The organism is Abyssibacter profundi (genome assembly GCF_003151135.1).
In the GTDB taxonomy this organism is placed as follows: domain Bacteria; phylum Pseudomonadota; class Gammaproteobacteria; order Nevskiales; family OUC007; genus Abyssibacter; species Abyssibacter profundi.
Genome location: NZ_QEQK01000008.1, coordinates 44930 through 60179, shown reverse-complemented (window position 1 = coordinate 60179; position 15250 = coordinate 44930). Strand labels below are relative to the sequence as shown.

The 15250-nt window shown below is 63.4% G+C and carries 15 protein-coding genes; 9 read left to right on the top strand and 6 right to left on the bottom strand.

Features of this window, described 5'->3' with window-relative positions; all coding sequences use genetic code 11:
- Nucleotides 1-64 precede the first annotated feature (64 nt).
- Nucleotides 65-634 (top strand): elongation factor P, encoded by a 570-nt coding sequence (gene efp / locus DEH80_RS10270; RefSeq protein ID WP_109720410.1) that lies wholly within the window; start codon nucleotides 65-67, stop codon nucleotides 632-634.
- A 4-nt stretch (nucleotides 635-638) separates the two neighbouring features.
- Entirely contained in the window at nucleotides 639-1601 is a 963-nt protein-coding gene (epmA, locus tag DEH80_RS10265; RefSeq protein WP_133249205.1) for an EF-P lysine aminoacylase EpmA, read from the top strand.
- 42 nt (nucleotides 1602-1643) lie between these two features.
- On the opposite strand, the gene DEH80_RS10260 is transcribed toward epmA, so the two are convergent.
- Genes DEH80_RS10260 through DEH80_RS10245 form a run of 4 tightly spaced genes read right to left on the bottom strand, consistent with a single transcriptional unit; the run spans nucleotide 1644 to nucleotide 5415 of the window.
- The gene (locus DEH80_RS10260; RefSeq protein WP_109720408.1) at nucleotides 1644-3071 is read right to left on the bottom strand and encodes a DUF5666 domain-containing protein; all 1428 of its coding nucleotides are present in this window, start codon (nucleotides 3069-3071) and stop codon (nucleotides 1644-1646) included.
- Between the two features lie 3 nt (nucleotides 3072-3074).
- Nucleotides 3075-3941, bottom strand: a complete 867-nt coding sequence (locus tag DEH80_RS10255; protein ID WP_109720407.1) for a DUF6502 family protein — start codon at nucleotides 3939-3941, stop codon at nucleotides 3075-3077.
- Nucleotides 3938-4822, bottom strand: coding sequence for an archaetidylserine decarboxylase (gene asd, locus DEH80_RS10250; RefSeq protein ID WP_207774558.1), 885 nt, complete (start codon nucleotides 4820-4822; stop codon nucleotides 3938-3940). The genes DEH80_RS10255 and asd overlap by 4 nt, the downstream gene beginning before the upstream one ends.
- A complete protein-coding gene (locus DEH80_RS10245) occupies nucleotides 4819-5415 on the bottom strand; it encodes an SCO family protein (RefSeq protein ID WP_109720406.1) in 597 nt (198 codons plus the stop codon). Before DEH80_RS10245 ends, asd begins: the two co-directional genes overlap by 4 nt.
- Before the next feature lie 46 nt (nucleotides 5416-5461).
- Between DEH80_RS10245 and prmB the strand changes: the two genes are divergently transcribed.
- The 3 genes from prmB (at nucleotide 5462) to DEH80_RS10230 (ending at nucleotide 8762) form a co-directional block, all read left to right on the top strand.
- Complete coding sequence (gene prmB, locus DEH80_RS10240; protein ID WP_109720405.1) at nucleotides 5462-6367, top strand: 50S ribosomal protein L3 N(5)-glutamine methyltransferase; 906 nt, start codon at nucleotides 5462-5464, stop codon at nucleotides 6365-6367.
- 120 nt (nucleotides 6368-6487) lie between these two features.
- Nucleotides 6488-7585 (top strand): chorismate synthase, encoded by a 1098-nt coding sequence (gene aroC, locus DEH80_RS10235; protein ID WP_109720503.1) that lies wholly within the window; start codon nucleotides 6488-6490, stop codon nucleotides 7583-7585.
- Nucleotides 7586-7592: 7 nt separating this feature from the next.
- On the top strand, nucleotides 7593-8762 hold the full coding sequence (locus tag DEH80_RS10230; protein ID WP_165831413.1) for an MFS transporter: 1170 nt from the start codon (nucleotides 7593-7595) through the stop codon (nucleotides 8760-8762).
- Between the two features lie 78 nt (nucleotides 8763-8840).
- Here the strand turns inward: DEH80_RS10230 and DEH80_RS10225 are convergent, their stop codons facing one another.
- Nucleotides 8841-9857, bottom strand: coding sequence for a diguanylate cyclase domain-containing protein (locus tag DEH80_RS10225; RefSeq protein WP_109720403.1), 1017 nt, complete (start codon nucleotides 9855-9857; stop codon nucleotides 8841-8843).
- Between the two features lie 68 nt (nucleotides 9858-9925).
- A complete protein-coding gene (locus tag DEH80_RS10220) occupies nucleotides 9926-10804 on the bottom strand; it encodes a LysR family transcriptional regulator (RefSeq protein ID WP_109720402.1) in 879 nt (292 codons plus the stop codon).
- Nucleotides 10805-10905: 101 nt separating this feature from the next.
- On the opposite strand from DEH80_RS10220, the gene leuC reads away from it, so the two are divergent.
- The 4 genes from leuC to DEH80_RS10200 are packed head-to-tail and all read left to right on the top strand — an operon-like array spanning nucleotide 10906 to nucleotide 15091.
- Nucleotides 10906-12318: a 3-isopropylmalate dehydratase large subunit gene (gene leuC / locus DEH80_RS10215; RefSeq protein ID WP_109720401.1), complete on the top strand. Its 1413-nt coding sequence runs from the start codon at nucleotides 10906-10908 to the stop codon at nucleotides 12316-12318.
- A 4-nt stretch (nucleotides 12319-12322) separates the two neighbouring features.
- On the top strand, nucleotides 12323-12970 hold the full coding sequence (leuD, locus tag DEH80_RS10210) for a 3-isopropylmalate dehydratase small subunit (protein WP_109720400.1): 648 nt from the start codon (nucleotides 12323-12325) through the stop codon (nucleotides 12968-12970).
- The gene (leuB, locus tag DEH80_RS10205) at nucleotides 12967-14040 is read left to right on the top strand and encodes a 3-isopropylmalate dehydrogenase (RefSeq protein WP_109720399.1); all 1074 of its coding nucleotides are present in this window, start codon (nucleotides 12967-12969) and stop codon (nucleotides 14038-14040) included. Before leuD ends, leuB begins: the two co-directional genes overlap by 4 nt.
- Nucleotides 14041-14065: 25 nt before the next feature.
- On the top strand, nucleotides 14066-15091 hold the full coding sequence (locus DEH80_RS10200) for an aspartate-semialdehyde dehydrogenase (protein WP_109720398.1): 1026 nt from the start codon (nucleotides 14066-14068) through the stop codon (nucleotides 15089-15091).
- Nucleotides 15092-15250: the final 159 nt, after the last annotated feature.

The window sequence follows — 15250 nt, the reverse complement described above, 5'->3', positions numbered from 1 at the left end:
ACTTTCTAACGTCCTTTCATTTCTACGGGCGCGGGGCGACCCTGCGCCGCGCGAGCGAGACCATATGACGACCTACGCCACCAACCAATTCAAGAGCGGCCTGAAGATTTTGCTCGATGGAGACCCCTACACGATTGTCGAGAACGAATTCGTCAAGCCGGGCAAAGGGCAGGCCTTCAACCGGGTGCGCGTACGCAACCTCAAGAACGGACGCGTGGTCGAGAAGACCTTCAAGTCCGGTGACTCGGTGGAAGGGGCCGACGTCATGGAACTGGAACTCCAGTACCTCTACTACGATGGCGAATTCTGGCATTTCATGGAGCCGAATTCCTTCGAACAGTATTCCGCCGATGAAGTCGCCGTGGGTGAGTCCAAGCAGTGGCTCAAGGAGCAGGACGTCTGCAAGCTCATGTTGTGGAACGGCGCGCCAATCTCTGTCGAACCGCCGAACTTCGTCGAGCTTAAGGTTACCGAGACCGACCCTGGCGTCCGGGGTGATACCTCCAGTGGCGGTGGCAAGCCCGCAACGCTGGAAACTGGCGCCGTCGTCCGCGTGCCCCTGTTCGTCGAAGAAGGCGAACTGCTGAAGGTGGACACCCGCACGGCCGAGTACGTCTCGCGCGTGAAGGAGTAGGCCTGTGGCCGGAGCGGCAGGCTCCGGGCTGGATTGGGCCATGCTGGAGCGGCGCGGACGGCTGATGGAAGCCATTCGCGCTTACTTTTCCGCGGCCGGCGTGCTCGAAGTCGACACGCCAATGCTCCGGCGCACCTGCGCCTCGGACCCGCATATACCGGAGACTCCGGTGCAGCGGATGGGGGAGCAGCCAGCCTATCTGCAGTCATCCCCAGAGGCCTTGCTCAAGTGCCTGGTGGCCGAACATGGGCGGCCGATCTATCAGCTCGGGCATGCTTATCGCGCCGGGGAGGTCGGGCACTGGCACCAGCCGGAGTTTCTGATGCTGGAGTGGTACCGGCCAGGGTGGGGGATGCAGGCGCTCATGGACGAGGTCCTCGCCGTGCTCCGCCTGGCGGCGCCTGCGCTGGAGTCAGCCACTGCCCATTGCGATTGGGGACGCTGCTTCGAGCAACAGACCGGCGTGCCGGCCGATAGCACGCCGGCCGTCCTGCGCGAGCGGGCCGGACAGCTTGGATTCTCAGCCGAGCTGACGGGTGCCCTGGATGCCGGCGGTCTGCGTGACCTGTTGTTCTCTCATTGTGTGCAGCCGATGCTGGGGCGTGACGGGCCTCAGTTTGTCACCGGATTTCTTGCCGACGACGCGTCGTTTGCTCGCCTGGACCCCGAGCACCCGGAACGCGCATTGCGCTTCGAGGTGTACTGGAAGGGTGTGGAACTCGCGAATGGCGGAGAAGAACTCACCGATGCGTCGGCCTGGCGGCAACGTGCAAGTCGGGACCATGCCGAGCGACGGGCGCGCGGCGCCGCACCGATCCCGCTGGATACCGATTGGCAGCAAGCGCTGGAACAGGGCTTGCCAGCCTGTTCTGGCGTGGCGCTAGGGGTCGACAGGCTCTTGATGCTGGCGGCGGGCGCTGATTCGATTCAGGCCGTCGTGCCATTTGCGAGCAGCGAGGCGACCTAACCGGCCAATGGGGTGGCAGGCTAGGTCGCTCCTGCGCCGGCGCTACCGGCCGGCGATGTCTTCTTCGGAGTTCAGCAGCCGGATGCGATCCGCACGGAGGACGCCGACCGCTTGATCCTCGACACCCCAGGCCTGCGTGGTCAGTCCCGCTGTTGCGGTGGCCTCGAAGACGGCTTTCGGGATCTCGGTTCCCGCCACAGACTCGTAGACCGTCTCGCTGTCCGTCACCACCTGCACGCCGCCGACGCGCATGCGGGTGGACTCATCACCCGTGACCAGCTCGCTGAGCTCACCGTATGCGGAGGCCAGGGCGAGTGCATCCTGCCGTTCGATACGCGTGGCCACCAAATCACCGGAGGTATCCCGATAGCCGACAATCGTGAGGGCGTCACCCGCCCGGATGTCGGTGGCGGCAAACTGGCGAGCTGCGCCGGCACGTGACTCCAGCAACTGCGTGACCGCGCGCGTGGCCACAGCCTGATCCAGGACACGTATCTCGCCATTCTGCACCGCGGCTTGTCCGCGTAGCACCACATCCGGCGCTGGCAGGACTTCGACATCCACCGCGGTGAGCAGCCCGGACGCATCGACAGGACCACGGGCGATCACATGCGTACCCGGTTCGATGGTTGCGCCGCTGCGATCCAGGCGCTGTGCACCACCGAGTGCGATGGTCGTGGCGCCCGCGATGAGGGTGTTTCCGTCGACACCATCAACCAGCACCGCGCGATCGGCATAGCTGCCGGGCGCGGGGTCCAGCGTATCCCGGGCGATGGTCGTCGCGATGAGGTTGCCACCGCGTGATGGCTGGTGCCCTTGAACCCGCACGCGGTCGCCGACGGCGAGCGTGTCGGTGTCCGCCGTGGCGGTCAGATCAACCGTCAGCGAGCCCATCGTCAGTTCAGTGGCTGACAGGGTGTCGATGTACCCCGTCACGAGTAGTTCCTGGCTTGCGGGTACGTACGCGTCGTCGGCCACCGTCAGGTAGGTCGCGAGCAGGCCGCCGCCGTCGGACACGAGGGCGTGCACGTCGACCAGCATGTCGGAATGCAGCGCATCAAGGCTGGTGCCGACGAGACGGGTCATCTCGTCAACCTGCACGTTCTGACCCAGGATCGACAGCGTGGCAGCCTTGACCGCACCCACACGGGAGATGCCGTCAATCGGTGCCAGCAGGCTGCGCGCAGCGGTCACGCGATCCGCACGCGGGGCCAACAGATCACCTTCGACACGCGTCTGCATGCCGATGCGAATGTCCGCCTCGGTGACGGTCTCGCCATTGAGCGTGAACTGGGTCGTATCAGTCGCGAAGGCCCGGCCGTTGACGAACAGGCTGCCATAGCCAGACGCCGAACCCGTGGAGTCGCCAGTTCCTTCGATGCCGGCCAATTGCAGCACCGATCCACAGGCCACCGTCAGGCAGGTGGCGGCCAATGCAGGGACTAGGCGATAAAAGCGTCGGTCGTTCATGGTTTATCGGTCCGCCGGCGGCTCATCCGACCGGTCAAAAAAGTAGATGCCTACGCCGACGTGGGCTGGCGTGGTGGACGCATCGTCATCCTGCTCCTCGCTGGAGAGCCAATCATCCAGCGACTCCAGCAGTTGCATGCCGCGGTCGGCCAGCAGGCGTTTGAACAGCGGCACCATGCGCGGATTGAGCCGTGCATTCGAAACATAGCGCTGAAACAGCAAATCGCCATCCGGCCCCTCGTCGAGGTTGTGCTCGATGGTGTTGCCCAGGTCGCTCATGGCCAGCCCGAACATCCGCAGGCTGTCAGGGTCGCCACCGGCCGGTACGAAGCTGCGAGACAGCACATGGATGCCGTCCTCGTCCACGGTCACCGCTTTGACCCGACGCAGCTCTTCGAGCATGGCGCGCGGCGGCATGTCGCCGGAGTAACGACGCACCAGCGCAGGGAACTGCGGGCCGTCATCGGTCATGTTGAGAATGCGCGGCTGGCCGCGTTCGTCGCAGAAATCCGGGTCGCGGAACCAACCTGACAGCACCCGGGTGGCCCGGTTCATGTGGTTGGTCGAGACCTCGGTGGCCTGCGCCCGGGTTTCACGCAATCGTTTGACTTCCTTGCGGGTCAGCCCCGTCATGATCGCGACGCGGGAATCCGAGGGGCGGGCATCGTCGGGCGTGAATTCGTCCCAAGCGATCTCCATATAGGTGCGCTTGGCAATCTCGGAAAATTCCCCGAACGAAATACCCTGGCGCAGCATGATGCGAACAAGCGGTCGCAATAATCGCCGTAAGGCCCGGTCCAGTTGGCTGTGAGCATCCATGTCCATTGTCTGGGCAGCGTAGCCCAGCGACTCCTTTCTTGCCAGATTCATTGCAGGCCTCCTAACGTGCCTACGCGTTGTCCCATACGGACCGAAGTGCCGGCGACCAGCGAGTCGATCCATTCGACGGCGCCGGCTCCGGATAAGAGGATGACAGTCGATCCCATGTTAAATCGACCGATTTCTTCACCTTTTGAGACGGGCAGCGGTGTTTCCATGGTTTTCTTCCAGGCCCGCTGGCCATGGGGCGGGGTGACAACCCCGGTCCATCGGGTTTCGATGGACCCCACGAAGATGGCCCCCACCAGCACCAGGGCCAGCGGACCGACCGCGGTATCGAAAAGCAGGGCGAGACGCTCGTTGCGGTTAAACACGCCCGGGATGCCCGCGACGGTCGTCGGATTAACGCTGAAGAGCCGTCCTGGCTCGAAGTGCATGGCCACCAGTCTGCCGTCCATAGGCATATGAATCCGATGATAATCGCTGGGGGACAGATAAAGGGTGGCGAATTCGCCACCGAGAAACGTGCCCAGACCAACGGTATCAACGCCCAGCAGATCAGCCGCCGAATAGCGGATGCCCTTGGCCTGGATGAGCCGGCCTTCCTCAATCGGCCCGGCTTCGCTGACCGTGCCATCCACGGGGCTGACCAGGGCATCGGCGGCTGTATCCAACGGCCGCGCATTGGCGAGCAAGGCGCGGGTGAAAAAATGGTTGAAGCTGACATAGGCATCGGCGTCTCGTAGCCGCGCCTCCTCCAGCGAGATGCCAAAATGGGTCATGAAGCGGGTGATGAGCCGGCGCTTGAGCCAGGGGCGCTGGCTACGCGTGACCAAATGCGCCAGCTGCGAAAGCCACAACGTTGGCAGAACGCGCTGTAGCCAGACAAATGCGCGTTGTTTGGCGGTCAGGCTCGGACGGGTCGAACTCACGAAGAAACCACCGTTTCCAGGTCCTGCCGCAAGGTGTCCACATCCCAAGGTGGCAGGATGTAGCCTGCGATCCGGCCTTGCGGATTGACCAGCACCAGGGCGGCGGAGTGGTCCATCGTGTAACCACCCTCGTCCAGAGGGACCTTCAGAAATGCGATGCCGGCGCCCTCGGCGAACCTGCGGATGGCTTCGGCCTCGCCGGTTAGCGACCGAATCGACGGATCGAAGTACGTGGCGTACTGATGCATGGCCTGCGGGGTGTCGCGCTCCGGGTCGACGGTTACGAACTCCAGACGCAAATCGTCTTCAAGTGTCTTGGAGCCTCCGCGCACACGCGCCAGACGCTCCAGCGTGGTCGGGCAGATGTCCGGGCAGTGCGTGAACCCGAAGAACAGCAGGCGCCACTGGTCGCCGGGCGCGTTGGCGATCACCGTCTGGCCTTCGCCCGTGAGTAACTGTGCCGAAGGCAGGGCGCGTGGTTGATCGAGTAGGGTGATGGATTGCACCGGTGTCGGTGCACGAACGATCATGGCAATCATCAGCCCCAGTAATGCGGGGGCAACAACAACGAGCAGCAGCAGACGCTTGGACATCCTGGAACGAACTTCTTATTTGGGCGGGGAGCCGGTACACAAAATTATGACAGACACGGCGACAGATTCCGTGATTGATGCCCTGACGACCGGGCGAGACTGGATTCGCTGGGGTGCCAGCGAGTTGCATCGCGCACATCGGTGCAGCGGCCACGGCTTTTCCACTCCGCTGGATGAGTGCGCGTTTCTGATCCGTCATCTGCTGGGGTTGCCGCAGACCAGCGATGATCACTGGCTGGACGCGCATGTGCTGCGCGCCGAGCGCCAGATGATTTACGACGCTCTGCACGAGCGCATCGTCGATGCGAGACCGACGGCGTACATCACCGGCGAAGCCTGGTTCGCCGGTCTGCCGTTCGCGGTGGATGAGCGTGTCCTGATTCCACGGTCTCCGCTGGGCGAGTTGATCCAGGCGCAGTTCCGGCCCTGGCTGCCCGATGCACCTCGCCGGATTCTGGATCTTTGCTGTGGTTCGGGCTGTATCGGAATCGCAGCTGCGCTGGCGTTTCCTGACGCCGAGCTGGTGCTGGCGGATCTGTCCCCGGATGCCTTGTCGGTCGCCGCTGACAACGTGGAACTCTACGGCCTGGAAGCGCGCTGCTCGCTGGTGGAGTCGGATTTGTTTGCGGCCCTCGATGCCGAGCCATTCGACCTGATTCTCACCAACCCTCCGTATGTCCCGCGTGAGGAGGTAGAGGTGCTGCCGGCCGAATTCGGGCACGAGCCGCGCATGGGCCTGGAGTCCGGAGACGACGGACTGTTTCATCCAGCGCAAATCGTGGCCCAGGCAAGGCAATTCCTGACCGAACGCGGTGCCCTGATCGGCGAGGTGGGCGCCTGGTGGCCGGAGCTGGAAGCGGCATTTCCCCGGGTTTCCTTCACCTGGGTGGAACTGGAGCAGGGGGGGGAGGGAGTGTTCTACGTCCCCGCCGAGGGCTTGCCGAAGGGCTGACGGCCCTTTGCAGCGGAGCAGCGACCTGCTCAGCGTCGTCGCTTCATGCAATTGCCGGGTGGTTTCCCTAGACTTCTGCCTCCCGCGGTGGCCTGTCACCGCCCAGAAAAGCGCGCGCTCATGGCTGGAAACACCTTCGGACACCTGTTCTCTGTCACTTCCTTCGGCGAGTCCCACGGGCCGGCGATCGGAGGTGTGATCGATGGCTGCCCTCCGGGCTTGGCCATCGACGAGGCGATGCTGCAGCGCGAACTCGACCGCCGCCGCCCCGGGACCTCGCGCCATGTCACGCAGCGCAAGGAGCCGGATACCGTGGAAATCCTGTCCGGCGTTTTCGAGGGCCGGACCACCGGTACGCCAATCGGGCTGCTGATCCGTAATCAGGATCAGCGTTCCCGGGACTACGACAAGATCAAGTCGGTGTACCGCCCGAATCATGCGGACTATGCCTACGACCAGAAATACGGCTTCCGCGACTATCGGGGGGGTGGGCGCTCCAGCGCGCGCGAGACGGCGGTGCGTGTGGCCGCCGGTGCGGTGGCACGTGCCTATCTGCGCGAGCAATTGGGCATCGTGGTGCGGGCCTGTGTCACCGCCATCGGCACAAGGTCGCTACCCATCGAGGATTGGTCCGCCGTTGACCAGAACCCATTTTTTTGTGCGGCTCCAAACCAGGTCGATGCGCTGGAGGCGGATCTCATCCAGCTTCGCAGAGATGGTGATTCGGTCGGGGCGGTGCTGCAGGTCGAGGCCACCGGGATGCTGCCTGGCCTGGGCGAGCCGGTTTTCGATCGCCTGGACGCGGATCTCGCGAAGGCGATGATGGGCATTAATGCGGTCAAGGGTGTCGAGGTCGGTGATGGTTTCGCGGCTGCTTCCCAGCGTGGCAGCGAGCACCGGGATGTGCTGAGCCCTGACGGGTTTGGTTCGAATCACTCCGGTGGGGTGGCCGGTGGCATCAGCACCGGCCAGGACCTGGTGCTACGCGTCGCATTCAAGCCCACTTCCAGCATCATCATTCCCGGTGAGACGATTACCCGCTCGGGCGAGTCCACCGAAATGCGGACGACAGGTCGGCATGACCCCTGTGTCGGTATCCGGGCGGTCCCCATTGTCGAGGCGATGATGGCCTTGGTGCTCATGGACCATTGGATGCGGCATCGCGCCCAAAACGCCGATGTCACGCCGCCGAGCCCGCGTATCCCGGCGCAGCGCTAGCAGCCGCTTGCCTCGCTCGCTCCCATACGGACGCCTGTCGGCGTTCTACGCGCTGTATTTTTCGACGCTTGGCCTGATTCTGCCGTTCTGGAGCGTCTACCTGGATGCGGCCGGCTTCTCGGCTTCGCAGATCGGTGCGCTGGTCGGGGCGATGCTTGGCCTGAAGATCATCGCGCCGTATCTATGGGGGCAACTCGCCGATCATCTGGGCCGGCGATTGCCCATCATCCGACTCGCAGCACTACTGGCGGGTTTGAGTTTTGCAGCCGTGCCGCTGTTCGACGGGTTCTGGCCACTGCTCGCGGTGGTGATCCTGTTCGCCTTCTTCTGGAATGCGGCATTGCCTCAGTTCGAAGCGATTACCTTTAATCACCTGCGGGAGCGGGCGGATCGTTACGGACAGATCCGGGTCTGGGGATCGGTGGGGTTCATCCTCGCCTCGGTGGGCCTGGGGGCCTGGATCGAACAGGTCGGGGTCCAGGTGTTGCCATACGCCGTGGCTGTGGCCATGGCGCTGCTGGCCTTGGTCGCGACGCTGGTGCGGGAGCCGCCGGCACAGACGACGCATGACCCGGGGCCGATCGGGCAAACCCTGCGCCAGCCTGTTGTGGCCGGCTTGTTGCTCACCTGCGCATTCATGCAGCTAAGCCACGGCCCGTACTACGGCTTCTACTCGTTGTACGTCCGCAGCCATGGCCATGGCGAAAGCCTGATCGGTTGGCTGTGGGCGCTGGGTGTCGTCGCGGAAATCCTGACATTCCTGCTGGCCCCGCGCTGGTTGCGCCGGATTGGGCCAAGGCGGCTGATGCTGGCCGCGCTGGGCATGGCCACGCTGCGCTGGACCTTACTGGCGCTGTTCGCCGAATCGCTGGCCATGCTGGTGTTGATCCAGTGCCTGCACATGGCCTCGTTCGGGCTGTACCACGCTGTCGGCGTGTTTCTGATTAATCGGTTGTTCCTAGGGCGCCAGCAAGGGCGTGGGCAGGCGTTGTACAGCGCAATCTCCCTCGGTCTAGGCGGGGCGATCGGGAGTCTGCTGGGTGGGGTGCTCTGGGACTACGCGCCATCCGAGGCATTGTTCCTATTCGCTGCCGCTGCAGCGGGCACGGGGTTTGTCGTGGCGTGGCTCAGCCTGCGCGGGCCGGCGCTGGCCCGGTCCGGGGTCGACAGTCGATAGCACGGCTCAGACTGAGGCCGGTATGGAACACGCCCAGCACCCGAGGTGGCCAACCGGCATGAGCCCGTTGGCGCGGATTCAGAGCGAAGCGTAGACCCGCGATTCAGGACGAGAGTTGTGCAGGCGATCGGGCGCCGGGGTCTGGCCACTCGGTGACGAAAAATCCGGACGCGTAATGGATTGATTGCGGCCGGCGCCTTTGGCGGCATAAAGCGCCTCGTCGGCCGCCTGAATGAGATCGATGGGACGCAGTTCACGGCTGGGCACGCAACCTGCGACACCCAGACTCATGGTGACGTGGTCCGTGACCTGCGACTGCGCATGCGGGCGATTGAGCTTGCGGACGGCTGTCAGCGCGGCCTCGGCAAGGGTCGAGGCCGTCGTGGCCGGGCCGTTGACGAGAATGGCAAATTCTTCGCCCCCGAAACGGGCCGTGATGTCTGCAGATTCCGTCGCAGCAGCCAGGGCTGCCGCGACATCTCGCAGGCAGTCATCGCCTTCGGCGTGACCATAGCTGTCGTTATAGCGCTTGAAGTAATCAATATCGCCGAGAATCAGCGACAGCGGCTCTCCGGCTTCGCGGCAGGTCTGCCACCGTTCGCGCAGCCGGGCGTCAAAGGCCCGCCGGTTGGCGATGTTGGTCAGACCGTCCATGGACGACATCCGTAGCAGATTGCGATTGGCCGCCTGCAAGGCCTGACTGGTCTCCATGAGGCGACGCCGCATGTCGGTGATCCGGGACATGGCCCGCAGCTTGGCATTGAGTACAACCGGCGAGATCGGCTTGGCCAGGTAATCGTCACCGCCTGCATCAACGCCCTGGCTCACATCCTCGTCGCGAATCCGGCTGCTGAGAAAAATAATCGGAATCCAGGTGTCCGGCGGGTCGCTTAGACGCAGCTGCCGCGCCAGGGCATAGCCATTCATGCCAGGCATGTCGACATCGGTTAACACGAGGTCAGGTTCGAGGTCGGCATACAAGGGCAGGGCGGCATCGCCGCTGTCGGCCTCGACGGCCTCGTGGCCCATTTCCGAGAGGTAATGGGCGATCAGCCGTCGGGCTGAGCGTGAATCGTCGACAAGAAGCACTTTCATGATGGGTTACGGTTTGGCGGCCACTCGTGTCTATCGGCGCCAAGCCAGGGAAGTTGAGGGCTTGCGTTCTACCGCTCCTGTGACCCGCCCTGAGTCAGCAAGGCCAGGAAGGCCCGGGCAGGTGCAGAGAGGGTGCGACCTCGATGGACGACGCTGCCAAGCTGGCGGTGAATCCCCAGGTCGAGGGGCAGCGCAACCACTCGCTCGTCCAGCATGGTCCGGGGCAGGGCCGACCAACCCAGGCCGATGGAGACCAGCATCTTGATGGTCTCCAGGTAGTTGGTGGACATGCGGACCTCGGGCTCGGCACCCACAGCCGCCAAGGCCTCGGCGATCAGGCGGTGTGTGAACGTGCGGCGATCCGGAAGTATCGCGGGATGCCGGGCGAGTTGTTCAACGTCGATCGCCGGCTGCTGTTGCAGGGGGTGATCCGGTGCTGCGCAAAGCGCCAGCGGGTCGTCCCAGATCCGATGGGTGATCAACCGCGAAGACGGCGTGCGGGGCAGGGTGACCACCGCCAGTTCCAGCCGGCCTGATTCCACGGCCGCGCAGCCTTCCTCGGAATCCATGAACTCCAGGTTCAGGTCCACGGCGGGGTACTGACGGCTGAACCGGCTGAGTACATCCGGCAATCGATAGAGACCGAGGTGATGGCTGGTTGCCAAATTCAATGCGCCGCGAACCTGGCCGGGGCTGTGCTGAACGGCCTGTCGGGCCAGTTCCATGTCCGCCAGTATCCGTCGGGCGATTGGGAGCAGGCGCTGACCGGCGTCCGTGAGCTGGACGCCCCGGCCGATGCGATCAAGCAGTCCGTCGCCCAATTGGGATTCGAGGGTTTGTAGACGTTTCGAGACGGCCGACTGGGTGAGGTGCAAATGCCCGGCTGCAGCCGAGATCGAGCCCTGCTCCACAATACTGACGAAGGCTTGTAGCTGCGTTCTGTCCATGAGTATTCCAGAATGGAATGTGTAAGAAAAATATAATTCGTTTGAAGAATGGCCGCAGCGGCCGCTAGAGTCGCGGCCCTCTGAACGAGCGAGGCAAGCCAATGGCCGGACAAACGCTTTACGACAAGCTGTGGAACGCGCACGTCGTGCGTGACAATGGCGATGGAACGGCGCTGATCTATATCGACCGGCACCTGGTCCATGAAGTGACATCGCCCCAGGCGTTCGAAGGTCTGCGTCTTGCCGGGCGTACGCCCTGGCGGACCCGGGCAAACCTGGCCGTGCCGGATCACAATGTCCCCACGACAGCGCGTTCTGCCGGGATTAGTGACCCGATTTCCAGAGTCCAGGTAGAGGCGCTGCGGAATAATACCCAGGCAACCGGCATCACCCTGTTCGACATGGATGATGTGCGTCAGGGCATTGTTCACGTCATCGGGCCGGAGCAGGGAGCCACGCTGCCGGGAATGACGGTGGTCTGTGGCGACTCACATACCGCGACCCACGGCGCGTTCGGCGCGCTGGCCTTCGGCATCGGCACGTCCGAGGTCGAGCATGCGCTGGCAACTCAATGTCTGGTGCTCTCCAAATCCCGCAGCATGCGTGTCACGGTCGAGGGCCCGGTGGGGCCTGGAGTTACCGCAAAGGACATCGTGCTGGCCATTATCGGTGAGATCGGCACGGCGGGCGGGACAGGTTCGGTCATCGAGTTCGCCGGCCAGGCCATCCGTGATCTGTCGATGGAAGGCCGCATGACGGTCTGCAACATGGCCATTGAGGCCGGTGCCCGGGCCGGCATGGTTGCGGTCGACGACAAGACCATCGATTACGTGCGCGGGCGTCCCTACGCTCCGCAGGGGGCGAGCTTCGAGCAGGCCGAAGCGGCCTGGCGCGAGCTCGTCTCGGATTCGGATGCGCGGTTCGATCGGGAGGTGACGCTGCAGGGCGCGGACATCGTGCCCCAGGTCAGTTGGGGCACCTCTCCCGAGATGGTCGCGCCGGTCTCCTCTGCGGTGCCGGACCCGGCCGTGGCCTCAGGTGACAAGCGCGACGGCTATGCCCGGGCACTGGAATACATGGATTTGCAGCCCGGACAAGCGCTGACGGAGATTCCGATGGATCGGGTATTCATCGGCTCCTGCACCAATTCGCGGATCGAGGATTTACGCGCTGCTGCCGCCGTGGCCCGGGGGCGGCGAGTCGCGCCAGGCATTAAGCAGGCATTGGTCGTGCCCGGCTCCGGACTGGTCAAGCAGCAGGCCGAGGCCGAGGGTTTGGATCGCATCTTTATCGACGCCGGATTCGAGTGGCGTGAACCCGGCTGCTCCATGTGTCTGGCCATGAATGCCGACCGGCTGGAAGCCGGCGAACGCTGTGCGTCCACGTCCAATCGCAATTTCGAAGGCCGGCAGGGGCAGGGCGGGCGTACCCATCTGTGCAGTCCGGCCATGGCGGCAGCCGCCGCTGTTCACGGGCACTTTGTCGACGTCCGCACGCTGGAACAAGGAGTCTGATGTCATGGAACCGTTGATTACTCACACCGGACGTGTGGCGCCGCTGGACCGGTCGAATGTGGACACGGACGCCATTATTCCCAAGCAGTACCTGAAATCGATTAAGCGCACGGGCTTTGGTGCTTTTCTGTTCGATGAATGGCGCTTTAAGGACGCCGGAACGCTGGATTCCCGGCCGGAAGATCGCACGGAGAATCCGGCCTTTGTTTTGAATCAACCCGATCAGCGAGGTGCCAGCATCTTGCTGGCGCGTCGAAACTTCGGCTGCGGTTCTTCACGGGAGCATGCCGTGTGGGCGTTGGCCGACTATGGGTTCCGTGTCGTCATCGCCGAGAGTTACGCCGATATTTTCTTTAGCAACTGCTTTAAGAACGGCGTCCTGCCCCTGGTGCTGGAAGCGGATGCGGTCGAGGTGCTGATGCAGGACGCGCAGGCTGCGCCCCTGGACCTGACGGTCGATTTGCAGGCCTGTGAAGTTCGCCATCCCGACGGTCGCGTCTGGGGTTTCGAGATTGACGGGTTCCGGCGTGACGCGCTGATGCAAGGGTTGGACGAGATCGGCAAGACACTGCAATACGCCGATGCCATCCGGGCTTTTGAATCGCGTCAGCGTGCGGCGGCACCCTGGCTTTATGCTGGAGAATCTGCATGACACATAAGCTGCTCTTGCTGCCCGGAGACGGGATCGGCCCCGAGATCGTCAGCCAGGCGGAACGGGTCATCCAGACGCTCGGCCGCACGCACGGGCTGTCGGTGGAGTTGGAAACTGCACTCATTGGTGGTGCGGCCTACGAGGCAGAAGGTGATCCGCTGCCCGAACAAACCCTGGCCCTGGCCCAGGCGTCGGATGCCGTATTGTTTGGAGCGGTCGGCGGGCCGCAATGGGATGCCATTGAGCGCGACAAGCGACCCGAGCGAGGCCTCCTGCGGATTCGTGCCGGGCTCGATCTGTTTGCGAACCTGCGACCGGCCTCACTGGTGCCGGAGCTGGCGGAGGCCTCGAGCCTACGGCCGGAGCTGGTCGCCGGGCTCGACATCATGATCGTGCGCGAACTCACCGGCGGTATTTACTTCGGACAACCTCGGGAGCAGGGCGCAGATCGGGCCTTTAACACCATGGTGTACAGCCGCAGCGAGATCGAGCGGATCGCCCGCCGTGCATTCGAAATCGCACGTCTGCGCGATCGGCGGGTCTGTTCCGTGGACAAGGCGAACGTGCTGGAAGTCTCGGAGTTCTGGCGCCAGACCGTCACGGCGGTGGCAGCGGATTATCCGGATGTGACCTTGTCGCATATGTATGTCGACAACGCGGCCATGCAGCTGGTCCGGGCACCCAAGCAGTTTGATGTCATTGTCACCGGCAATCTGTTCGGCGACGTGTTGTCGGACATTGCCGCCATGCTCACCGGTTCCATCGGCATGTTGCCCTCGGCATCGTTGAACGAGCAGAGCCGCGGATTGTATGAGCCGGTTCATGGCTCGGCTCCGGATATTGCCGGGCAGGACAAGGCGAACCCGCTGGCGACCATTTTGTCGTTGGCGATGCTGCTGCGGTACAGCCTAGGTGAGACGGTGATGGCCGATGCCGTAGAGCGTGCCGTGGCGCGGGTGCTGGCCGATGGTCTGCGCACGGCCGACCTGCAAAGTGCCGGCAGCACGCCCGTGGGAACCCAGGCCATGGGCGATGCGGTGATCCGCGCGCTCGAGTCGGCCTCTCATTGAATTCAGACGAAAACGGACAAGCACTATGAGCAAGACATTTGATGTCGCCGTCGTGGGCGCAACCGGAGCGGTCGGCGAAGCCATGCTCTCTATCCTGGCCGAACGCAAATTCCCGGTGGGTGAGGTGTACGCACTGGCCAGCGAACGCTCGGCAGGCGGTCGGGTGGCCTTTGGTAACCGTCAGCTCAAGGTCGAGAATCTTGCAGATTTCGATTTTTCCAAGGTCCAGATCGGGCTGTTTTCCGCGGGGGCATCGGTCTCAGCCGAATATGCCCCGAAGGCGGCCGCTGCAGGCTGCGTAGTTATCGACAATACCTCGCAGTTTCGCTATGACGACGACATTCCGCTGGTCGTGCCCGAGGTGAATCCGGACGCGCTGGATGGATTCGAGTTGCGCAACATCATCGCCAACCCGAACTGCTCGACTATCCAGATGGTCGTCGCGCTCAAGCCGCTGGATGACGCGGCCCACATCGAGCGGATCAATGTGGCGACTTATCAGGCGGTGTCCGGGACCGGGAAGCCCGGTATCGAGGAGCTGGCACAGCAGACCGTGCGTCTGCTCAACGGTCAGGACATTCAGCCGCCCAGCGCCTATCCCAAGCAGATTGCGTTCAATGCGCTGCCGCATATCGATGTCTTTCAAGACAACGGCTACACCAAGGAAGAGATGAAGATGGTGTGGGAAACCCAGAAGATCATGGGGCGTGCGGACATCCGGGTGAATCCGACGGCCGTGCGCATTCCGGTGTTCTACGGGCACTCAGAGGCCGTGCATCTGGAGCTGCGTGAACCGCTGTCCGCGCTGGATGCACGTGAGTTGTTGGCCCGGGCCCCCGGTGTTGTCGTCCTCGATGAGCACGCGGATGGTGGCTACCCCACGGCGGTGACCGAAGGGGTGAACAATGATGCGGTTTACGTCGGCCGTATCCGGGAGGATATTTCGCATCCCACCGGCCTGAACCTGTGGATCGTCTCGGACAATGTCCGCAAGGGCGCCGCGCTGAACAGCATTCAGATTGCCGAAACCTTGGTTGCGCGAGGTTTGTAAGGTATAACAGCGACTTAAGGAAACACTGAAAGGAATCTGTGAACTTGATCGAGGTCGATCAAGTTCACGCGAGCTCCGGGTAACAGGCTCGCGCAGTGTGCCCGATACGCACATGGTTTAAGCCGGGGGTACGTCGACCGACGGCGGCAAGGCCAGGGG